This is a genomic window from Kitasatospora sp. NPDC056076, from assembly GCF_042266305.1.
Taxonomy (GTDB): Bacteria; Actinomycetota; Actinomycetes; order Streptomycetales; family Streptomycetaceae; genus Kitasatospora.
Map to the genome: position 1 here is coordinate 1 of NZ_JBHJWG010000003.1, position 21,195 is coordinate 21,195.

Sequence of the window (21,195 nt, forward strand, 5' to 3'; positions counted from 1 at the left end):
GGCGAAGCTGAGAACTTAAGCGCCAGTAAACGGCGGTGGTAACTATAACCATCCTAAGGTAGCGAAATTCCTTGTCGGGTAAGTTCCGACCTGCACGAATGGCGTAACGACTTCTCGACTGTCTCAACCATAGGCCCGGTGAAATTGCATTACGAGTAAAGATGCTCGTTTCGCGCAGCAGGACGGAAAGACCCCGGGACCTTTACTATAGCTTGATATTGGTGTTCGGTTCGGCTTGTGTAGGATAGGTGGGAGACTTTGAAGCAGCAACGCCAGTTGTTGTGGAGTCGACGTTGAAATACCACTCTGGTCGTGCTGGATGTCTAACCTGGGTCCGTGATCCGGATCAGGGACAGTGTCTGGTGGGTAGTTTAACTGGGGCGGTTGCCTCCTAAAGAGTAACGGAGGCGCCCAAAGGTTCCCTCAGCCTGGTTGGCAATCAGGTGTTGAGTGTAAGTGCACAAGGGAGCTTGACTGTGAGACTGACGGGTCGAGCAGGTACGAAAGTAGGGACTAGTGATCCGGCGGTGGCTTGTGGAAGCGCCGTCGCTCAACGGATAAAAGGTACCCCGGGGATAACAGGCTGATCTTCCCCAAGAGTCCATATCGACGGGATGGTTTGGCACCTCGATGTCGGCTCGTCGCATCCTGGGGCTGGAGTAGGTCCCAAGGGTTGGGCTGTTCGCCCATTAAAGCGGTACGCGAGCTGGGTTTAGAACGTCGTGAGACAGTTCGGTCCCTATCCGCTGTGCGCGTAGGAGTGTTGAGAAGGGCTGTCCCTAGTACGAGAGGACCGGGACGGACGAACCTCTGGTGTGCCAGTTGTCCTGCCAAGGGCATGGCTGGTTGGCTACGTTCGGGAGGGATAACCGCTGAAAGCATCTAAGCGGGAAGCCTGCTTCGAGATGAGCACTCCCACCTCCTTGAGAGGGTAAGGCTCCCAGTAGACGACTGGGTTGATAGGCCGGATATGGAAGCCCTGTAAGGGGTGGAGTTGACCGGTACTAATAGGCCGAGGGCTTGTCCTCAGTTGCTCGCGTCCACTGTGTTGTTCTGAAACAACGACCCCGACCCGGGGAGAAGTTCACGGGTTGGTGCGGTTGACAGTTTCATAGTGTTTCGGTGGTCATAGCGTGAGGGAAACGCCCGGTTACATTCCGAACCCGGAAGCTAAGCCTCACAGCGCCGATGGTACTGCAGGGGGGACCCTGTGGGAGAGTAGGACGCCGCCGAACAATCATTCAGAGAAGGCCCACCCGGGTGACCGGGTGGGCCTTTTCGCATTTCCGGGACAACCGGCGGACGACAGGACCACGGGCGAAAAAATCTTGGCCGGTCGTGTCGAGAACCCGTGGCCGGCTCCGTCCCAGGGGTGAGCGCGGCCACAATGGGTCGCACGAGCTCCGAAGGAGAAGCACGATGGCCAAGTACCTGCTGCTCAAGCACTACCGAGGCGCCCCGACTCCGGTCAACTGCGCGCCGATGGACCAGTGGACGCCGGAGGAGGTCACGGCGCACATCACGTACATGCAGGACTTCGCGGCCCGGCTGGAGCAGACCGGCGAGTTCGTCGACGCCCAGGCGCTCGCGCCCGAGGGGTCGTGGGTGCGGTACGACGGCGAGGGGCGGCCGCCGGTGACGGACGGTCCGTTCGCGGAGACCAAGGACCTCATCGCCGGCTGGATGGTGATCGACGTGGACAGCCACGAGCGCGCCCTGGAGCTGGCCGGTGAGCTGTCGGCGGCCCCGGGGGCCGGTGGGAAGCCGATCCACGAGTGGCTGGAGCTGCGTCCGTTCCTGGCGATGCCGCCGACCGTCACGGAGTGACCTCTCCCGTGACCTTCCCGATGAACGAGGCCCTGATCCGGGGCCTCACCCCGGGTGTGCTGGGTGTCCTCGTCCGCCGCGGAGCCGACTTCGCGGCGGCCGAGGACGCCGTGCAGGAGGCGCTGGTCGAGGCGGTCCGCGTCTGGGCGGGTGATCCGCCGCGGGATCCGAAGGGCTGGCTGGTCACCGTCGCCTGGCGGAAGTTCCTCGACGCGACCAGGGCGGACACCGCCCGTCGCCGCCGGGAGGACCTGGTCGACCAGGAGCCGGAGCCCGGTCCGGCGGCCTCGGTGGACGACACCCTGCAGCTCTACTTCCTGTGCGCCCACCCGTCGTTGACGCCGTCCTCCGCGGTCGCGCTCACCCTGCGCGCGCTCGGTGGGCTGACCACCCGGCAGATCGCCCAGGCCTATCTGGTGCCCGAGGCGACCATGGCGCAGCGGATCAGCCGGGCCAAGCGCACCGTCTCGGCGGTCCGCCTCGATCGGCCGGGCGACGTCGCGACCGTGCTGCGGGTGCTCTACCTGGTGTTCAACGAGGGCTACTCCGGGGACGTCGACCTCGCCGCCGAGGCGATCCGGCTGACCCGGCAGCTGGCGGCGGCGATCGACCACCCCGAGGTGGCGGGGCTGCTGGCGCTGATGCTGCTGCACCACGCCCGGCGGGCCGGCCGGACCGGACCCGACGGAAGTCTGGTGCCGCTCGCGGAGCAGGACCGGCGGCTCTGGGACACCGGCGCGATCGCGGAGGGCGTCGGCATCCTGCAGACGGCCCTGGCCCGGGACCGGCTGGGGGAGTTCCAGGCCCAGGCGGCCATCGCGGCGCTGCACGCCGACGCGCCCACCGCCGGGGAGACCGACTGGGTGCAGATCGTCGAGTGGTACGACGAGTTGGTGCGGCTGACGGACAGTCCGGTGGTGCGGCTGAACCGTGCGGTGGCGGTCGGTGAGGCCGACGGGCCGCGGGCCGGCCTGGCGGCGCTCGGTGAACTGGACGAGGCGCTGCCCCGGTACGCGGCCGCCGCGGCGTACCTCCACGAGCGTGCCGGGGAGCCGGTGGTGGCGGCCCGGCTGTACGCCGAGGCGGCCCGCAGGGCGTCCAACCTCGCGGAGCGCGACCACCTCACGCGCCAGGCGGCCCGGCTCAACGCCGGCCGCCGCACCTGATCCGGTGCCTCAGAGCCGGCCGGCCGCCTTGAGCGCCAGGTAGGTGTCCGCCAGCGCCGGGGCGATCTGGGCCGGTGGGGCGTCGAGGACGGTGACCCCGCTGCGGGTGAGGCGGTCGGCGGTGTTCCGGCGGTCGGCGCGGGTCTGTTCGGCGGCGGCGGCACCGTAGACGGCCTCCACGGTGCCGCGGCCGGCGGCCAGCACGTCCAGGTGCGGGTCGGCGACGGAGGCGAGGACGACCTCGTGGCGCTTGGTGAGCAGCGGCAGCAGTGGGCGCAGGCCGTCCTCGACGGAGGCCGCGTCCAGGCCGGTGAGCAGTACGACGAGCGAGCGGTGCGGCGCCATCGTGAGCGCGGTGGAGACCAGCGCGCGCATGTCGGTCTCGTGCAGCGCGGGTTCCAGCAGGGCCATCGCGTTGGTGAAGGACGGCAGGATCTCGCTGGGGGAGCTGCCGATGACCGAGGCGCGCTTGCGGGCGTCGTGGGCGAGCAGGTCGACCCGGTCGCCGGCGCGGGTGGCGAGGGCGGTGAGCAGCAGGGCGGCGTCGAGGGCGGCGTCCAGGCGGGGGGCGTCGCCGACGCGGCCGGCCGAGGTGCGGCCGGTGTCGAGGACGATCAGGATGTGCCGGTCGCGTTCGGGGCGCCAGGTGCGGACGGCGACGGTGTTGCGGCGGGCGCTGGCGCGCCAGTCGATGGAGCGGACGTCGTCGCCGGGCAGGTACTCCCGCAGCGAGTCGAACTCGGTGCCCTGGCCCCGGGTCAGCACCGAGGTCCGGCCGTCGAGTTCGCGTAGCCGGGCGAGCCGGGAGGGCAGGTGCTTGCGGCTGTTGAACGGGGGGAGGGCGCGGACCGTCCAGGGGACGTGGTGGGAGCCCTGGCGGCCGGCCAGGCCGAGCGGGCCGAGCGAGCGGACCGTCACGCGGTGGGCGTGGTGGTCGCCGCGGCGGCCAGGGGTGAGCACGGTGACGGCGCGGCGCCGTTCGCCGCCGGGGACGGCGAGGGGGTGCCGGGAGGCGGTCTCGGAGGTGCCGGGGCGCCAGGCGGAGGGGGCCCAGGCGTCGCGGACCAGGGCCCGCAGCGGCCGTCCGGAGGTGTTGTTGACGGTCAGTTCGACCGAGGCGGTGTCGCCGAGCCGGACGGTGGTGTCGCCGCCCCGGGCGATCCGCAGGCTGCGGACGGGGGCGGCGAGCACCAGGTCGACCAGGACGGCGAGCAGGACGGCGCCGGTGACGGCTCCGATCCCGGTCCAGGAGGGCAGCAGGAGGCCCACGAAGAGCGCGCCGAGCGCGGCGATCAGGGCGGTTCGCCCGGTGAGGGCCATGCGGGTGCGCTCCTTCGGAAGCCCGGTGTGTTCGAGGACCCGGTACGCCTACCGGTGGTGGATCAGCGGGGGGCGGGCGTCTGGGCGAGGACGGCCTGGATGACGGAGTCGGCGGTGACGCCCTCCATCTCGGCCTCGGCGCGCAGCGCGACGCGGTGCCGCAGGGTGGGCAGGGCGAGCGCCTTGACGTCGTCCGGGGTGACGTAGTCCCGCCTGGCCAGCCAGGCCCAGGCGCGCGAGGCGGCGAGCAGCGCGGTGGCACCGCGCGGGGAGACGCCGATCGACAGCGACGGGGACTGGCGGGTGGCCCGGCAGAGGTCGACGATGTACGCCAGGATCTCGGGCGAGACGGTGAGCTTCGCGATCTGCTCGCGGGCGGCGGCCAGGTGCTCGGGCCCGGCGACCGGGCGGACGCCGGCGGCGGCGAGGTCCTTGGGGTCGAAGCCGGAGGCGTGCCGGGACAGGACCTGGAACTCCTGGTCGCGGTCGGGCAGCGGGAGGATCAGCTTGAGCAGGAAGCGGTCCAGCTGGGCCTCGGGCAGCGGGTAGGTGCCCTCGTACTCGACCGGGTTCTGGGTCGCGGCGACCAGGAACGGGACGGGCAGCGCGCGCGGTTCGCCGTCGACGGTGACCTGCCGCTCCTCCATGGCCTCCAGCAGGGCGGCCTGGGTCTTGGGCGGGGTGCGGTTGATCTCGTCGGCGAGCAGCAGGTTGGTGAAGACCGGGCCGGGCTGGAAGGAGAACTCGGCGGTGCGGGCGTCGTAGACGAGCGAGCCGGTGACGTCGCCGGGCATCAGGTCGGGGGTGAACTGGATGCGCTTGGTCCCCAGGCTGAGCGCCGTGGACAGGGTGCGCACCAGCAGGGTCTTGGCGACGCCGGGGACGCCCTCCAGCAGCACGTGGCCGCCGCAGAGGAGGGCCACCACCAGGCCGGTGACGGCGGCGTCCTGGCCGACGACGGCCTTGCCGATCTCGGCGCGCAGGGCGGTCAGGGCCGCGCGCGGGTCGGTGACGGGGGTGGCGGGCGCCGTGCCGGGGGTGATGCGGAGCTGGGCGGTTGCCTGTTCGGTCACGGGTTCCGTACCTGCCTTTCGAGGGCGTCGAGGTCGTCGGCGAGCCGCAGCAGTGCGGCGTCGTCGGTCGGGGGCGGGCCGTACAGCAGGGCCCGGACGTCCCCGGCGGGTCGCGTGGGGAGGCGGTCGGCGACGGCCGCGCAGAGCGCCTCCGGCTCCGGTCCGCCGGCCTGGAGCGGGAGGCCCAGGGCGGGGGCGAGGCGGTGGGCGGTGGCGCGGCGCAGCGCCTCGGCGGCGCGGCCGTGGGCCTTGGCCCGCCGGTAGAGGCGGGCGCGGCCCTCGGTGGTCTCGGCGGCGCGGACCACCACGGGCAGGTTCTCGCTGACCACCGGGCCGAGTCGGCGGGCCCGCCAGAGCGCGGCGAGCACGGCGGCGACGGCCAGTTGGTAGGAGGCCCAGTGCCAGCCCTTCGGGATGTAGTCGCCGAAGCTCTTGCGCGGGGTGCCCTCGGCGACCGGCGCGGAGTAGTCGGGCAGGTGCCAGGTGAGGCGGGGCTGTGAGCCGAGCAGGCCGAGGGCGAGCGAGGCGTTGCCGTCGTCGGCGAGCCTGCGGTTCTGCAGGAACTCGCCGCTGCCGAGGACGATGACGTTGCCGCCGCCGTCGTCGGGGGTGCTGACCAGCGGGTAGCCGTGGTGGTACGGGTAGCAGCCGTCGCCTCGGCTGCCGCTGGTGTAGAGCGTGCCGCCCATCGCGGCGGCGCCGGCCCGTACGGCTTCGGGGAGGGCGCAGCCCGGGTGGGTGCTGCGGACGGACGTGAACGGGACGCCGCCGACCTCGTCGGAGGTGCGGATGCCGGGGGCGAGCGTGCTGAGGGCGGCCGGGCCGGGGTTGATCAGGACCAGCCGCCGGTGCCGGGCGGCGGCGACGGCGCGCAGCTCGGCCGGGCTCAGCAGGTCGGGTTCGGGCAGCACCAGGGTGTCGGCGCCGTCGGCGGGGGCCGTGGGGTCGGTGCGCAGTTCGGTCCGGACGCCCTGGCCCTGGAGCAGGGCGACCACGGCGTGGGTGCCGTCGGCGTCGTAGGAGCGGGGGTCGAGCGGCGGGTAGCGGTGGCCGGTGTTGAGGACGGCGAGGCCGACGGCGGCGACCAGCAGGACGGCGAGGGCGACCAGGTACCAGCGGGCGCGGCGGGCCAGGCCGCGCCCGGTGGGGGCGAGGCTGGTCGGTGCGGCGTCGGCGGCGGGTCGTTCGGGGGTGGGGGGAGCCGGGGCGGTGCTGGTCATGCCGCTCCTCCCGGGGTCGGGGTCGGGGCCGGCGCCGGGGCGGTGGCCGCGGCGTGGGCGAGCACCGGGCGGCTGCGCTCCAGGGCCCGGTCGAGGTCCAGCAGCAGCTGGTAGGCGGCCTGGTCGGCGGTGCGCTCGCCGTAGGCGATGTCGTCGAAGGTGCGGGCGGCGGCGGTCAGTGCGGCGGCCTGGTCGGGCAGGGCCCGGCCGGCTTCGGCGGCGGCCTCGTCGGCGGTGCGGCCGGGGCGGGTGTCGAGCAGGGTGCGCTCCTCCAGGGCCCGGACCAGCGCGCGCATCTGCTCGCGGACGGCTTCGGTCCAGCGGCCGGCGGCGGCGTGCCCGGCGGCGTCGGCGCGGTACTGCGCGGCGGTGCGCGGGCCGGCGACGCCGTACACGCCGTAGTCGGTGCGGGCGGCGCGCTTGGGCGCGCCGAGGCGCCACCAGAGGGCGGCGGCGATCACCGCGGCGACGACCAGGAAGAGCACCAGTCCGGTGGTGCCGTCGGTGCCCCCGCCGGAGATGCTGCCCATGGCGCGGTCGATGTGGTCCCAGATCCAGTCGATGACCCGTTCCAGGACGCTCGGGTCGTTCTTGTGGTACTCGGCCTTGAGCAGCTCGTCGCGGGCGGCGTCGCGGGCCGGGTCCCGTGGAACGGTGACCGGGGCGCCGCCGGCGGCGAGGAGCCTGTCCCCCCAGATAGGCATCCGGTTCAGTGCCTCGCGGTGGTCTGGTCGGCGTGGCCGCTCCAGCCGGTGCCGCCCTGTTCGGGCAGTCCGGCGGCGCGGGCGAGCTCGATGTCCAGGGCCTCGCGGCGGATCCGCTGGTCGATGTAGACCAGCACGCCGACGGCGGCCAGGAACGGGGTGGTCAGGGCGGAGGCGATGATCCCGGCGAGCGCGGTCAGCACCATCATGCCGACGGACTCGTGGGCGGTGTCGCCGAGCCGGTCCATGGAGCCGAGGCCGAGGACCAGGCCGAGGAAGCGGAACGGGATGGCGAGGGTCACTCCGACGATCCCGGCCAGCACCCGGCTCAGCAGGACGATGCCGAGGATCCGCCACCAGGAGCCGCGGGCCAGCCGGCGGGAGCGCGAGAGCGCGGTCACCACGCCCTGCTTCTCCAGCATCAGCGCGGGGGCGGCCAGGCTGTAGCGGATCAGCAGCCAGAGGCCGACCGGGACGGTCAGCAGGCCGACCAGGAACAGCAGGGCCGCGGTGCCGGGCGTGTCCGAGCCGCCCGCCGTGTAGCCGATCAGCGGGGTGAAGCCGAGCAGCACCACGCCGACGCTCATCAGGGTGGTGAGCACGGTGAGCCCGAGCAGTTGCAGCAGCCGGGGGCGGGCGTCGCGCCAGGCGTCGCCGGCGGTCACCGGTCGGCCGAGGACGGCGCGGCTGACCACGATGGTGAGCAGGGCGACGGCCAGCGCGTCGAGCAGCAGCGACAGCGGCATGGTGGCGAGCAGGGTGAGCAGCTGGGTGGAGGCGCCGGTACGGCCCTTGACCAGCAGCTTGGCGACGAAGGCGCCGGCCTGGTCGACGACGGCGATGCCGAGCGAGAGGGTGAGCGCGGTGCGCCAGTTCCGGCGGACGGTGGTGACGGCGCCGTCGAGCAGTTCGCCGATGCTGAGCGGGCGCAGCGGGATGACGCCGGGCCGGGGGCTGCGCGCGCTCTCCCAGCCGTACGGGCCCTGGCCGGGGGGCTGGGCGCCGCGGTTCGGCTGTCCGTACTGGGCGCCCCAGGCGGGTGCGGCCTGAGGGGGTGCCGACGGCCCGGGCACGGCGGCGGGCGCGTCGGCCGGGGGCCGGGTGCCGTCGCGGGGTGGCTCGGACGAGCTGGGCGAGGCCCAGCCCGGAGTGTCGGTCATCACTGCTCCTCGGAGGGGCGTCCTGGGCGCGGCTCCGGGCGGATCTTTCGCCCGCGCGCAGCGCCCATCGTGCCATGGGGCCCGGAGACGCCCCAGGGGTATCCGGTTGCTGATCGACAACGGGGGCCGCCGGGGGGTCGGACGGCGGGTTCCGGACAGTTCGGAGGCGCTCCGAGGAGGGCTATTCGCCCGGTATGGCCGGAATTCGACGGCGGTGGAGTTGGCCGTTGTGGAGCAATGGCACTGCTGTGCGGCAGGTCACAATCCGGTAATGAGAAGATGGACCCATGAAGGGACGCGTCCTCGTCGTTGATGACGACTCCGCACTGGCCGAGATGCTCGGCATCGTGTTGCGTGGTGAGGGTTTTGAGCCGTTTTTCGTCGCGGATGGGGACAAGGCGCTAGCCGCGTTCCGGGAGAGCAAGCCCGATCTGGTCCTGCTCGACCTGATGCTGCCCGGCCGGGACGGCATCGACGTGTGCCGGCAGATCCGGGCCGAGTCCGGCGTCCCGATCGTCATGCTGACCGCGAAGACCGACACGGTCGACGTCGTGGTGGGCCTGGAGTCCGGCGCCGACGACTACGTCACCAAGCCGTTCAAGCCCAAGGAGCTGGTGGCCCGGGTGCGCGCGCGGCTGCGCCGTGCCGAGGAGCCGACGCCCGAGCAGCTGACCATCGGCGACCTGGTGATCGACGTGGCCGGCCACTCGGTGAAGCGGGACGGGCGCAGCATCCCGCTGACCCCGCTGGAGTTCGACCTGCTGGTCGCGCTGGCCCGCAAGCCCTGGCAGGTGTTCACCCGCGAGGTGCTGCTGGAGCAGGTGTGGGGCTACCGCCACGCGGCGGACACCCGCCTGGTCAACGTCCACGTGCAGCGCCTCCGTTCCAAGATCGAGAAGGACCCGGAGCGCCCCGAGATCGTGGTGACCGTCCGCGGCGTCGGCTACAAGGCCGGACCCAGCTGACGTGACGGACCGGGCTGACGACACCCCGTCGGGTTCCGCGACCGACGGGGCGGGGGCCGTGCGCGGGGACGTGCTGAGTTCGACCACCCGCCGCCGTCGCGGCCCGTCCGGAGTGTTCGGTCTGATGAAGCGTCAGCTCAGGCGCCCGGCCCGCCGGGTCACCACGCTGTACCGCCGGTCGATCCAGTTGCGCGTGGTCGCGGTGTCCCTGCTGGCCTCCATCGCGGTGGTCCTGGTGCTGGGCGTGGTCGTGGTGGCGCAGGTGCGCACCGGCCTGCTCGACACCAAGATCGACGCGGCCCGGGCGCAGGCCCGGATCGGCTTCCAGGTCGAGCAGAAGAAGATCGACGAGGCCCGGGACCAGGCGCTGCGCGGCGCCGTCGACCCGAGCACCGCGGAGACCGGCACCTGGCTGCTGCGCCAGGTCAACGACCTCGCCGCGAGCGGGCAGACGGTCTACTCGGTGATCGCGATGGCCCCCGGCACCGGGACGGTCGTGCCGGACAGCGCCGGCTTCGCGCCGCGCTACTCGGGCGACATCCAGCCCAGCAGCATCCCGGACAGCCTGCGTGCGAAGCTCTTCGAAGAGCCCGGCCAGATGTTCGACCAGCCGACCCGGATCCACCGCTCGCCCGAGGGCGGCGGCAAGAGCGAGCCCGGGCTGGCCCTCGGCATGCAGTTCGTCGGCCCGGCCGACACCAGCTACCAGCTGTTCTACGTGTTCTCCTTCGGCCAGGAGACCGACACCCTCAACCTGATCACCGGCACCCTGGCGACCGCCGGCGTGTTCGTGGTGATCCTGATGGGCGGCATCGCCTGGGTCGTGGTGCGCCAGGTGGTCACCCCGGTCCGGATGGCCGCGGGCATCTCCGAGCGGCTCGCCGACGGACACCTGGAAGAGCGGATGAAGGTGACCGGGACGGACGACATCGCCCGCCTCGGGGAGTCGTTCAACCGGATGGCCAACGCCCTCCAGGCGCAGATCCGCCAGCTGGAGGAGCTCTCCCGGGTGCAGCGGCGCTTCGTCTCGGACGTCTCGCACGAGCTGCGCACCCCGCTGACCACGGTCCGGATGGCCGCCGACCTGATCTACGACAGCCGCGAGGACCTGGACCCGATGGCGGCCCGCTCGGCGGAGCTGCTCCAGGGCCAGCTCGACCGCTTCGAGTCGCTGCTCGCCGACCTGCTGGAGATCAGCCGCTTCGATGCCGGCGCCGCGATCCTGGACGCCGAGCCGGTCGACCTGCGGGAGATCGTCGGCCGGGTGGTCGAGGCCGCCGAACCGCTGGCCGAGGCCAAGGGCAGCGCCGTGGTGATCCGCGGTGACGGCGAGCCGGTGCTCGCCGAGGTGGACTCCCGCCGGATCGAGCGCATCCTGCGCAACCTGGTGGTCAACGCGCTGGAGCACGGCGAGGGCCGCGACGTGGTCGTGCGCCTCGGCTCGGCCGACGGCGCCGTCGCGGTCGGCGTGCGCGACTACGGCATCGGACTCAAGCCGGGCGAGGCCTCCCGGGTGTTCCACCGCTTCTGGCGGGCGGACCCGTCCCGGGTGCGCACCACCGGCGGCACCGGGCTGGGCCTGTCCATCGCGGTCGAGGACGCCCACCTGCACGGCGGCTGGCTCCAGGCCTGGGGCGAGCCCGGCGGCGGCTCGCACTTCCGGCTGACCCTGCCGCGCACCCGCGGCGGCGAGATCAACCGGGCGCCGTTCCGGCTGGAGCCGGAGGACTCCCGCAACAACCGGGGCCTGGGCGCGTACGGCACGCCGTACCGGCGGGCGATCGCCCCGGCGGGCGCCACGGCGATGACCGCCGCCGAGGAGCAGGCCGAGGCGCCGGAGGGGCCCGGCAACGGGCTGGGCAGCGGCCTCGGCGGAGTGCTGAACATCGGCCCCGGACTGGGCCGGAGCCGGCTGCCCGAGGGGCCGCGCGCGGACCCCTCGGACGTGCGGACGGCGGGGGCCGGTTACGGCGTCATCGGCGCCCAGGTCATGGTGGACCCGACGCCCGGACGGCCGTCGGTGGCGCAGCGTACGGCGGAGCCGGACGTGACGGGTGGGACGGACCTGGAGGGGTCGCAGCGTGCGAAGGACGAGCAACACGACTAGGGGCCTGCCCCGGCGTCGGTCCGTGGGCGGGCGTCGGTCCGTGGGCGGGCGTCGGTCCGTGGGCGGGAGCGCGAGGACCGGCCCCGCGCCGCTGCTCGTGGCGGTGGCCGGCGCGGTGCTCGTCACCCTGGTGGCGAGCGGCTGCGCGGCCATGCCGGACTCCGGCGGCATCACTAAGGTGGAGCTGTCCCAGGGCTCGGCCGACAAGAACCTGCAGGCCAGGGTCTTCCCGGTGGCGCCCGGCAAGGGCGCCAAGCCGCGCGAGCTGCTGACCGGGTTCCTGGACGCGGTGACCGCCGACGAGGGCTACGAGACCGCGCGCAAGTACCTCACCGAGCGCGCCGCGGCGAGCTGGAACCCGGACGCGGGCATCCAGGTGCTCTCCGCCACGAAGATCCCGCTGGACCAGGTCGCCGACGCCGACACCAAGTACTCGTCGACGGTCTCCGGGCAGCTGGTGGCCAAGGTCGACGACAAGCACTCCTACCTGCTGGTGGCGGGGCAGAACAACAACGTCTTCGACTTCACCTTCGTGCGCGAGCACGACGGCGACTGGCGGATCGATTCGCTGCCGCCCGGCGTGATCATGAACGAGACCAACTTCCGGAACAGCTTCCGGCAGGTCGAGCGCTTCTTCTACAGCACCCCCGACCCGTCCGTGCCGGCCCCCGCCAACGGCGGCCAGGAGGTGCTGATAGCCGACCCGATCTACCTGCGCCGCCGGATCGACCCGCTGACCTCGGCCGCCAAGGCGCTGGTCTCCGGGCCGTCGACCTGGCTCTCGCCGGTGGTCCGGACGGCCTTCCCGACCGGCACCACGGTCGACAAGGTGAGCATCGACGACAGCCGGATCGCCCACGTGCAGGTCGGCGGGGCCGACCTGGCCGACCCGCTGGCCTGCCGGCGGATGGCGGCCCAGCTCTTCTACACCTTCGCCGACCAGGGCAAGGGCCAGGTCGAACGGCTGGAACTGCGCGGTCAGCGGGGCTCCTGCACGGCCAGCCGCACCGACGACCCGGCCGTCGGCCCCGGCGCGCTGGCCGGGCGACTGCCCGTGCAGCAGTACTACCAGCGCGCCGACAACGGCGCCCTGATGGCGGCCGACGACGGGCACACCGGCGACCCGGTGCCCGGGGTGCTCGGCAAGCCGCACGCGAGCGGAGCGCCCGTCCTGGGCGCCGTCGCGGTCAGCCGGGACGGCGCCCAGGCCGCCGCGCTCTCGGACGACGGCCACCAGCTCTACGCGGTGCCGCTGCAGGCCGGCGCGGCGACGATGCCCGAACCGGTGCTCAGCTCCCCGGCGAAGGCCGGCGCCAAGGACGACGGCCTCGCCTCGCCCAGCTGGGACGGCCGCGGCGACCTCTGGGTGGTGGACCGCAACCCGCAGAACCCGCGGGTGGTCATGGTGCGCGGCGGCAAGACGTACACCGCGCCGGTGGACGGGCTGACCGGGCAGACGGTGCAGGCGTTGAAGCTCTCCTCGGACGGCGCCCGGATCGCCCTGGTGGTCAAGTCCCCCGGGGTGAACGGGAGTTCACTGATGTTCGGGCGGGTGGAGCACGGCGGCACGCCGCAGGCGCCGACCGTGCGGATCACCGGCGTCCGCCCGGCGGCCCCCTCGCTCGTCGACGTCGCCTCGGTGTCCTGGTCGGAGACCGACCAGTTGCTGGTGCTCGGCAAGGAGCAGGACCGCCCCCAGCAGCTGTACTACATCAGCACCGACGGCTCGCAGAGCACGGACGGTCAGCTGCAGACCGGCAACGGCCTGCCGTCCTCCCCGCAGTCGATCTCGACGGCGGAGTCCCGCGGCTACATCCTGGCCCAGCCCTCGCCGGTGCTCGCGGTGGCCGCGGGCACCGTCTACCGGCTGGTCAACAACCAGTGGCGGGAAGCCCAGTTGGTGGACAAGGCCCGCTCGTACTTCTACCCGGGCTGACCGGCTCTAGGTGTACTGACCCGGCGGGTGCACCGCGGTGGCCGCGACGGTGGCGGCGGCGCGGGCCGGCAGTCCGGCGTCGGCCAGGGCCCTGGCGGCCTCGGCCAGGCTCGCCCCGGTGGTCACCAGGTCGTCCACCAGCACCGGCTGACGGTCGGCCAGGCCCCGACGGGCGCGCGGCAGGACGGTGAGCGCGCCGTGCAGGTTGCGCCGCCGCTCGGCGGCGTTCAGCCCGGCCTGGTCGGCGACCGGACGGGCGTGCCGCAGCAGCGGAGCGGCCCGGGCGTCCAGCCCGGCCCGGCGCAGCGAGCGGGCGGCGGCCCCGGCCAGCCGCAGCGTCGGGTCGTGCCCCCGGGCGCGCACGGCGGCGCGGGCCGAGGGCATCGGGACCAGCAGCAGCGGCGCGGCCCCGGCGCGCGCCCCCAGGGCGGAGCGCACCGCCCGTCCGAGCGCCTCGCCGAGCGGTCCGGCCAGGCGCAGCGCGCCGCGTTCCTTGTGGGCGAGCAGCAGTTGCCGGACCGGGTCCGCGTACGGCGCGGCCGCGTGCGCCCAGGGCAGCAGGGTGGGGCCGGGCCGGGTGGCGGTCAGCGCGTGCCGGCAGGCCGGGCAGAGCTGGGTGCGCTCGGCGCCGCAGCCCGCGCAGTCGGCGGGGAGCAGGACGTCCAGCAGCCCGGCCAGTGCGTGGCCGAACGGTGTCCGTGCGGACGGCGGACGGGCGGGCGAGGGGGTCGGCGGCACGGCTGCTCCTGGCGGCTTCGGCACGGAGAGTCAGCAAAGGATCCGCCGTATGGGGGGCGTTGTCCAGGTATTTACCCATACTTCACTCGCAGGAGGGTAGACAGGGTGCAACGGTTTGACCGCCCACTCCCAGCACCGCCCGAAGTATCGGGTCATACCCCCCTTCCCGCCCGGGGAGGCGAAAACCCCGCGTGAGGTGTTCGATAAGGCTCCAGGGGGTTTCAACCGTCCCTGATGGGGAGGAAGTGAGATGAGGGCCAGTCGTTTCCGCCGCTGGCGGCGGAGCGGGGGGCCGGCAGTGGATGGGCTGGTCCAGCTGGAGCTCAGTCCGGTCCGGTAGCACCCGGATCGGCGTCAGCACGAGGGATCGGAGTTCTGCGTGGACATCGTCGTCAAGGGCCGCAAGACCGAGGTGCCCAAGAGGTTCCGCGAGCACGTGGCCGAGAAGCTGGAGAAGGTCCAGAAGTTCGACGGCAAGGTGATCAGCCTCGACGTCGAGGTGTCCAAGGAGCACAACCCGCGGCAGGCCGACCGGTCCGACCGCGTGGAGATCACTCTCCGTACCCGGGGCCCGGTGATCCGGGCCGAAGCCGCCGCCGGCGACCCGTACGCGGCGCTCGACCTGGCTTCGGCGAAGCTCGACGCGCAGCTGCGCAAGTCCGCGGACCGGCGCCGGGTGCACAAGGGCGGCGCGAACGGCCGCACCCCCATCAGCGTCGCCGAGGCGACCGCGGCCCTGGCCGCGCTGCCCGAGACCACGGCGCACGAGGGCGAGACCAACGGGGCCGTCCGCAAGACCATGATGGGATCCCTGGAAGTGGAGGGCGAAGGCCCGCTGGTGGTCCGGGAGAAGACCCACTCGGCCGCCCCCATGGCGCTGGACCAGGCGCTCTACGAGATGGAGCTGGTCGGCCACGACTTCTACCTGTTCGTGGAGAAGGACAGCGGCCTGCCGAGCGTCGTCTACCGCCGGCACGGCTACCACTACGGCGTCATCCACGTGCAGCCGGACATGGCGGCCGGCGTGGCCAGCGGCGCCGGCGGTGCGATCGGTCGGTCCGTCGACGAGGACTGACCGTCCCGGCAGCTGAACACGGAGGGGTGACCCCGGCGGCAGCGACCGCCGGGGTCACCGGCGTTCCGGGGCGATCCACGCGTTCCGGGCACCGGCCGGTGGGACGGGCTCGAACGGGGCTCGGGTCCGTTGTGTCCAGGGGTCACCCGATGCGGGGCAATCGGCGCCGGAGGGTGACCGCGGCGGTGGCGGGGCGTGGAATGATTGGGCGCACGTCGACCCGCGAAGGGGGAGGAGCGGATGGGGGATCACTTCGGGCTGGGGCCCGCTGGGGGACCGGTCACCGGATTGCCGCCGGGGCCGGAGGAGGAACCCGCGTACGCGCCGCGCCGGGGTGAGCCGATCCGCGTCCTGGTGGTGGACGACCACGCGTTGTTCCGCCGCGGGCTGGAGATCGTGCTGGCGGAGGAGCCGGACATCAAGGTCGTCGGCGAGGCCGGGGACGGTGCCGAAGCCGTGCTCAAGGCCGCCGACCTGCTGCCCGACATCATCCTGATGGACGTCCGGATGCCGCGCCGCAGCGGGATCGAGGCCTGCACGGCGATCAAGGACGTGGCGCCCAGCACCAAGATCATCATGCTGACCATAAGCGACGAGGAGGCCGACCTCTACGAGGCGATCAAGGCGGGGGCCACCGGCTACCTGCTCAAGGAGATCTCCACCGACGAGGTCGCCACCGCGATCCGGGCGGTCGCCGACGGGCAGTCGCAGATCAGCCCGTCGATGGCCTCCAAGCTGCTCACCGAGTTCAAGTCGATGATCCAGCGGCGCTCCGACGACCGGGACCTCGTCCCGGCGCCCCGGCTCACCGACCGGGAGCTGGAGGTGCTCAAGCTGGTGGCGACCGGGATGAACAACCGGGAGATCGCCAAGGAGCTCTTCATCAGCGAGAACACGGTGAAGAACCACGTCCGCAACATCCTGGAAAAGCTCCAACTGCATTCCAGGATGGAGGCCGTGGTGTACGCGATGCGGGAGAAGATCCTCGAAATAGGGTGACCGGCGCCCGCCGCTTGGCTACCGGGCGAGCAGCTTCTCCAGGGCCGGGCGCAGCCGTTCGTCGTGCAGCGCCTCGACCCGCACCCCGTCGCAGCCGACCCAGGCGGCCGCCTCGTGCAGGGCGGTGGCGAGCGCCTCGACCTGCCGGGCGCCGCCCCGGTCGTCCGTCAGCGAGACCTGCCGGGCGACCAGCGTGCGGCCCTCCCGGGCCGGGTCGACCCGGCCGACCAGTCGGCCGCCGGTGAGCAGCGGCATCGCGAAGTAGCCGTGCACCCGCTTGTGCTTGGGGGTGTAGGCCTCCAGCCGGTGGGTCATGCCGAAGATCCGCTCGGTGCGGGCGCGGTCCCAGATCAGCGAGTCGAACGGCGAGAGCAGCGTGGTGCGGTGGCGCCCGCGCGGTGCGGTGGCCAGCGCGGCCGGGTCGGCCCAGGCGGCGGCCCGGCCGCCGTCCGGTCCCCAGCCCGCCACTTCGACCGGGACCAGCCCGGTGTCCGCGAGCACCCGGTCCAAGTCCTCGGCGCGCAGCCGGTGGTAGTCCTGGAGGTCGGCCCGGGTGGCCACGCCGAGCGCGGACCCGGCCTGGGCCACCAGGGTGCGCAGGCACTCCTCGTCGGACCGGTCCTGGCCGAACAGGGCGTCGGGGACGGCCTGTTCGGCCAGCGCGTAGACCCGCTTCCAGCTCCGGCGGTCGGTGCAGACCACGTCGCCGAAGGCGAGCGCCCGCTCCACCGCGATCTTGGTGTCGGACCAGTCCCACCACTCGGCCGTCCGCTTGGCCCCGCCCAGCTCGGTGGCGGTCAACGGCCCCTCGGCGCGCAGCTTGTCGAGCACCGCCCGGTACGTCCCGGGCGCGACCTGGTGGCTCCAGAGGCTGCCGCGCTCGCGGTAGCGGCGGCGCCGGAAGGCGAACAGCGGCCACTCCTCGACCGGCAGGACGCAGGCCGCGTGCGACCAGTACTCGAAGGTGGTGCCCGCGCCCCAGTAGGCCGCCTCGACCGCCGGGCGGCCGACCGCGCCCAGCCGGGCGTAGGGCACCAGTTCGTGCGAGCGGGCCAGCACCGAGATGGTGTCCAGCTGGACGGCGCCCAGGTGCCGCAGCACCCCGCGCGCGCCGGCCCGGCGGTCGGGCGCGCCCAGCAGGCCCTGGGCGCGCAGGGCGATCCGGCGGGCGTCGTCGGCGGCCAGGACGGTGACGGGCGCGGGCCCGGCGGCGGCAGCGGTCATGCCGGGGAGCGTAGCCCGGGGCACCGACAGCGGGTCGGGCGCCGGGTCGGGCGCCGGTCCCGTGGCCCGATCCTGCGGTCAGTCCTGGTCGGGCCCGGTCCGTCGGTCCAGGTCGGCGGGGAGCAGCGAGGCGACCCAGGCGTCCTGGAAGACGCCGCGCTGGTCGGCGTACGAGCGCAGGGTGCCCTCGTAGCGGTAGCCGACCCGCTCGGCGACCGCGCGCGAGCCGTCGTTGCCGACGTAGGCGAGCCACTGGAGGCGGCGCAGCCCGAGGTCGGTCAGCGCCCAGCGGGCGACCGCGCGGGCCGCCTCGACGGTGTAGCCGCGACCGCGCTGCTCCTGCACCGTCCACCAGCCGACCGAGGCGGCGGCCGGGTCGTCCGCCTTGCGGGTGACCGCCTGGGCGCCGACCAGCCGGCCCGTCCCGCGCTCGACCACGCACCAGATGAACTCGGAGTCCTTGGCCACGCCCTCGGGTGCCAGTGTGTGGACGAAGAACTCGGCGTCCTTGCGGCGGTAGGGCACCGGGACGACCGTCCAGCGCTGGATCTCGGCGTCCTGGCAGGCCGCGAAGATCGCGTCGATGTCGGACTCCTGCGGGGCCCGCAGGACCAGGCGGTCGGTGGTGAGGGTGACGAGTTCGCTCCGGGGCTGTTCCATGGACGGATTATTTCTCCGCAGGAGGAATGCGGGCATCCGAATTCCGGGCCAACTCCCCGGCCCGTCGACCCTTTTGTCCCGGTGGACGGTGCTATCGGTCCATGTGCACGGGCGGGTGACACGGGAATACCGTGCTGACGCACCTCCCGGCGCATTGGACTCCTCGCATACGATGGCCCGTGCGGTGGGGTGGACCCCCCGTGCAGTCGTCCAGTGCCAATACAGGCAAGGAGCCCGCTCAAGTGTCCGTCTTCGACAAGATCCTGCGCGCCGGCGAAGGCAAGATCCTTCGCAAGCTGCAGCGGATTGCTGCCCAGGTCAACTCCATCGAAGAGGACTTCGTCAACCTCACCGACGCCGAGCTGCGCGCGCTGACCGACGAGTACAAGCAGCGGATCGTCGACGGCGAGACGCTGGACGACATCCTCCCCGAGGCGTTCGCCACCGTCCGCGAGGCGGCCAAGCGCGTCCTCGGCCAGCGGCACTACGACGTCCAGATCATGGGCGGCGCGGCGCTGCACCTCGGCTACGTCGCCGAGATGCGCACCGGTGAGGGCAAGACCCTCGTCGGCACCCTGCCCACGTACCTGAACGCGCTGACGGGCAAGGGCGTTCACCTGATCACCGTCAACGACTACCTCGCCGAGCGCGACTCGGAGTGGATGGGCCGGGTGCACCGCTTCCTCGGTCTCGAGGTCGGCGTGATCCTGGCGAACATGACGCCCGCCGAGCGCAAGCGCCAGTACGCGATGGACATCACGTACGGCACGAACAACGAGTTCGGCTTCGACTACCTGCGCGACAACATGGCCTGGTCGAAGGACGAACTCGTCCAGCGCGGCCACAACTTCGCGGTGGTCGACGAGGTCGACTCGATCCTCATCGACGAGGCCCGCACCCCGCTGATCATCTCCGGCCCGGCGGACCAGGCGACCAAGTGGTACGCCGACTTCGCCAAGCTGGTGCTGCGCCTCAAGATCGACCGCGACTACGAGGTCGACGAGAAGAAGCGCACCGTCGGCGTCCTGGAGGAGGGCGTCACCCGGGTCGAGGACTACCTGGGCATCGACAACCTCTACGAGTCGGTGAACACCCCTCTGGTCGGCTTCCTGAACAACGCCATCAAGGCCAAGGAGCTGTACAAGAAGGACAAGGACTACGTCGTCATGAACGGCGAAGTCATGATCGTCGACGAGCACACCGGCCGCATCCTGGCCGGGCGCCGCTACAACGAGGGCATGCACCAGGCGATCGAGGCCAAGGAGGGGGTGGAGGTCCAGAACGAGAACCAGACCCTGGCCACCATCACCCTGCAGAACTTCTTCCGCCTGTACGACAAGCTCTCCGGCATGACCGGTACCGGCACCACCGAGGCCGCCGAGTTCCACCAGATCTACAAGCTCGGCGTGGTGCCGATCCCGACCAACAAGACGCCGCTGCGCATCGACCAGCCCGACCTGATCTACAAGTCGGAGCCGGCCAAGTTCGCCGCCGTGGTCGAGGACATCGCCGAGAAGCACGAGAAGGGCCAGCCGGTGCTGGTCGGCACCGTGTCGGTCGAGAAGTCCGAGTACCTGTCGCAGGAGCTGCGCAAGCGCGGCATCCCGCACGAGGTGCTGAACGCCAAGCACCACGAGCGCGAGGCGCAGATCGTCGCCCAGGCCGGCCGCAAGGGCGCCGTCACCGTCGCCACCAACATGGCCGGCCGTGGCACCGACATCATGCTCGGCGGCAACCCGGACCACCTGGCGGCGGCCGAGCTGGCCCAGCGCGGGCTCTCCGCGGGCGACAACCCGGAGGAGTACGAGGCCGAGTTCCCGGCCGCGCTGGAGAAGGCCAAGGCCTCGGTCAAGGCCGAGCAGGACGAGGTCAAGGAGGCCGGCGGCCTCTACGTCCTCGGCACCGAGCGGCACGAGTCCCGCCGGATCGACAACCAGCTGCGCGGCCGCTCCGGCCGTCAGGGCGACCCGGGCGAGTCCCGCTTCTACCTGTCGCTGGGCGACGACCTGATGCGCCTGTTCAAGGCCGGCATGGTCGAGCGCGTGCTCTCGATGGCCAACGTGCCCGAGGACGTGCCGATCGAGTCCAAGATGGTCACCCGCGCGATCGCCTCCGCGCAGACCCAGGTCGAGCAGCAGAACTTCGAGATCCGCAAGAACGTCCTCAAGTACGACGAGGTGCTCAACCGCCAGCGCGAGGTCATCTACGGCGAGCGCCGCCGCGTCCTGGAGGGCGAGGACCTCCAGGAGCAGGTCGGCCACTTCATGGACGACACCGTCGAGGCCTACGTCAAGGCGGCCACCGGCGAGGGCTTCGAGGACGACTGGGACCTCGACAAGCTCTGGACCGCGTTCAAGCAGCTCTACCCGATCACCCTGGACCTCGCGGAGCTGGAGGAGGAGGTCGGCGGTCCGGCCGGCCTGACCCCGGACTTCCTGACCAAGGTCGTCCAGGAGGACGTCCAGGCGCAGTACGGCGCCCGCGAGGACCAGCTCGGCGAGGAGATCCTGCGCGAGCTGGAGCGCCGCGTCGTGCTGTCGGTGCTGGACCGCCGCTGGCGCGAGCACCTCTACGAGATGGACTACCTCCAGGAGGGCATCGGCCTGCGGGCCATGGCGCAGCGCGACCCGCTGGTCGAGTACCAGCGCGAGGGCTTCGACATGTTCACCGCGATGATGGAGGGCATCAAGGAGGAGTCCGTCGCCTACCTGTTCAACCTGGAGGTCCAGGTCGAGCAGCAGGTCGAGGAGGTGCCGGTGGCGGACGCCGAGGTGCTGCTCGACAAGCTGGAGAAGGACGCCGCCCGCCCGGAGATCAAGGCCAAGGGCCTGGAGGCCCCGAAGCCGCAGCGGCTGCACTACACGGCCCCCTCGGACGAGGTCGGCGGCGGTGTCATCGAGGGCGACTTCGAGGACGGCCTGCCGGAGGACGAGGGCGACGGGCTGACCCGCGCCGAGCGCCGCAAGGCCGCCAAGTCCGCCAAGGGCCGCCGCCGCAAGGCCTGAGCCGCCGGCCGCAGGA

Annotated in this window: 16 protein-coding genes and 2 rRNA genes; 10 read left to right on the forward strand and 8 right to left on the reverse strand. The window is 72.4% G+C overall.

What is annotated here, in order from left to right; translation table 11 throughout:
• From ACFC1T_RS03350 to ACFC1T_RS03365, 4 genes are all read left to right on the forward strand, one after another.
• Positions 1-1,028 (forward strand): 23S ribosomal RNA (locus ACFC1T_RS03350); the annotation flags it as partial.
• A gap of 90 nt (positions 1,029-1,118) precedes the next feature.
• Positions 1,119-1,235, forward strand: a 5S ribosomal RNA gene (gene rrf / locus ACFC1T_RS03355).
• Positions 1,236-1,419: 184 nt separating this feature from the next.
• Entirely contained in the window at positions 1,420-1,827 is a 408-nt protein-coding gene (locus ACFC1T_RS03360) for a YciI family protein (protein WP_375882940.1), read from the forward strand.
• Between the two features lie 20 nt (positions 1,828-1,847).
• Positions 1,848-2,993, forward strand: a complete 1,146-nt coding sequence (locus tag ACFC1T_RS03365) for an RNA polymerase sigma factor (RefSeq protein ID WP_375883443.1) — start codon at positions 1,848-1,850, stop codon at positions 2,991-2,993.
• Between the two features lie 9 nt (positions 2,994-3,002).
• Here ACFC1T_RS03365 and ACFC1T_RS03370 read toward each other — a convergent pair whose 3' ends face one another.
• The 5 genes from ACFC1T_RS03370 to ACFC1T_RS03390 form a co-directional block, all read right to left on the reverse strand.
• The gene (locus ACFC1T_RS03370) at positions 3,003-4,313 is read right to left on the reverse strand and encodes a DUF58 domain-containing protein (RefSeq protein WP_375882942.1); all 1,311 of its coding nucleotides are present in this window, start codon (positions 4,311-4,313) and stop codon (positions 3,003-3,005) included.
• A gap of 62 nt (positions 4,314-4,375) precedes the next feature.
• Positions 4,376-5,356 carry an AAA family ATPase gene (locus ACFC1T_RS03375; protein ID WP_375883445.1) on the reverse strand — a complete coding sequence of 327 codons (981 nt, stop codon included), beginning with the start codon at positions 5,354-5,356 and terminating at the stop codon, positions 4,376-4,378.
• Between the two features lie 26 nt (positions 5,357-5,382).
• Positions 5,383-6,606 carry a DUF4350 domain-containing protein gene (locus tag ACFC1T_RS03380; protein WP_375882943.1) on the reverse strand — a complete coding sequence of 408 codons (1,224 nt, stop codon included), beginning with the start codon at positions 6,604-6,606 and terminating at the stop codon, positions 5,383-5,385.
• Positions 6,603-7,310 carry a DUF4129 domain-containing protein gene (locus tag ACFC1T_RS03385; RefSeq protein ID WP_375882946.1) on the reverse strand — a complete coding sequence of 236 codons (708 nt, stop codon included), beginning with the start codon at positions 7,308-7,310 and terminating at the stop codon, positions 6,603-6,605. Before ACFC1T_RS03385 ends, ACFC1T_RS03380 begins: the two co-directional genes overlap by 4 nt.
• Before the next feature lie 5 nt (positions 7,311-7,315).
• Complete coding sequence (locus ACFC1T_RS03390; protein ID WP_375882947.1) at positions 7,316-8,470, reverse strand: hypothetical protein; 1,155 nt, start codon at positions 8,468-8,470, stop codon at positions 7,316-7,318.
• 287 nt (positions 8,471-8,757) lie between these two features.
• Between ACFC1T_RS03390 and mtrA the strand changes: the two genes are divergently transcribed.
• The 3 genes from mtrA to ACFC1T_RS03405 all read left to right on the forward strand — a co-directional run bounded on the left by mtrA (position 8,758) and on the right by ACFC1T_RS03405 (position 13,478).
• Positions 8,758-9,435 carry an MtrAB system response regulator MtrA gene (gene mtrA / locus ACFC1T_RS03395; RefSeq protein ID WP_030283937.1) on the forward strand — a complete coding sequence of 226 codons (678 nt, stop codon included), beginning with the start codon at positions 8,758-8,760 and terminating at the stop codon, positions 9,433-9,435.
• Positions 9,436-9,559: 124 nt separating this feature from the next.
• A complete protein-coding gene (gene mtrB, locus ACFC1T_RS03400) occupies positions 9,560-11,542 on the forward strand; it encodes an MtrAB system histidine kinase MtrB (RefSeq protein WP_375882951.1) in 1,983 nt (660 codons plus the stop codon).
• Between the two features lie 58 nt (positions 11,543-11,600).
• Entirely contained in the window at positions 11,601-13,478 is a 1,878-nt protein-coding gene (locus tag ACFC1T_RS03405; RefSeq protein WP_375882952.1) for an LpqB family beta-propeller domain-containing protein, read from the forward strand.
• 6 nt (positions 13,479-13,484) lie between these two features.
• On the opposite strand, the gene ACFC1T_RS03410 is transcribed toward ACFC1T_RS03405, so the two are convergent.
• Positions 13,485-14,216 (reverse strand): ComF family protein, encoded by a 732-nt coding sequence (locus ACFC1T_RS03410; protein WP_375882954.1) that lies wholly within the window; start codon positions 14,214-14,216, stop codon positions 13,485-13,487.
• Between the two features lie 379 nt (positions 14,217-14,595).
• Here ACFC1T_RS03410 and hpf point away from each other — a divergent pair, with 379 nt between their 5' ends.
• Together hpf and ACFC1T_RS03420 are read left to right on the forward strand one after the other, a co-directional pair.
• Positions 14,596-15,291, forward strand: a complete 696-nt coding sequence (gene hpf / locus ACFC1T_RS03415) for a ribosome hibernation-promoting factor, HPF/YfiA family (RefSeq protein WP_360244504.1) — start codon at positions 14,596-14,598, stop codon at positions 15,289-15,291.
• 240 nt (positions 15,292-15,531) lie between these two features.
• Positions 15,532-16,290 carry a response regulator gene (locus ACFC1T_RS03420; protein ID WP_375882957.1) on the forward strand — a complete coding sequence of 253 codons (759 nt, stop codon included), beginning with the start codon at positions 15,532-15,534 and terminating at the stop codon, positions 16,288-16,290.
• Between the two features lie 18 nt (positions 16,291-16,308).
• Here ACFC1T_RS03420 and ACFC1T_RS03425 read toward each other — a convergent pair whose 3' ends face one another.
• Together ACFC1T_RS03425 and ACFC1T_RS03430 are read right to left on the reverse strand one after the other, a co-directional pair.
• Positions 16,309-17,514 carry a winged helix-turn-helix domain-containing protein gene (locus ACFC1T_RS03425; RefSeq protein ID WP_375882959.1) on the reverse strand — a complete coding sequence of 402 codons (1,206 nt, stop codon included), beginning with the start codon at positions 17,512-17,514 and terminating at the stop codon, positions 16,309-16,311.
• Between the two features lie 78 nt (positions 17,515-17,592).
• Complete coding sequence (locus ACFC1T_RS03430; RefSeq protein WP_375882962.1) at positions 17,593-18,174, reverse strand: GNAT family N-acetyltransferase; 582 nt, start codon at positions 18,172-18,174, stop codon at positions 17,593-17,595.
• Positions 18,175-18,416: 242 nt separating this feature from the next.
• Between ACFC1T_RS03430 and secA the strand changes: the two genes are divergently transcribed.
• Positions 18,417-21,179 carry a preprotein translocase subunit SecA gene (secA, locus tag ACFC1T_RS03435; RefSeq protein WP_375882964.1) on the forward strand — a complete coding sequence of 921 codons (2,763 nt, stop codon included), beginning with the start codon at positions 18,417-18,419 and terminating at the stop codon, positions 21,177-21,179.
• Positions 21,180-21,195: the final 16 nt, after the last annotated feature.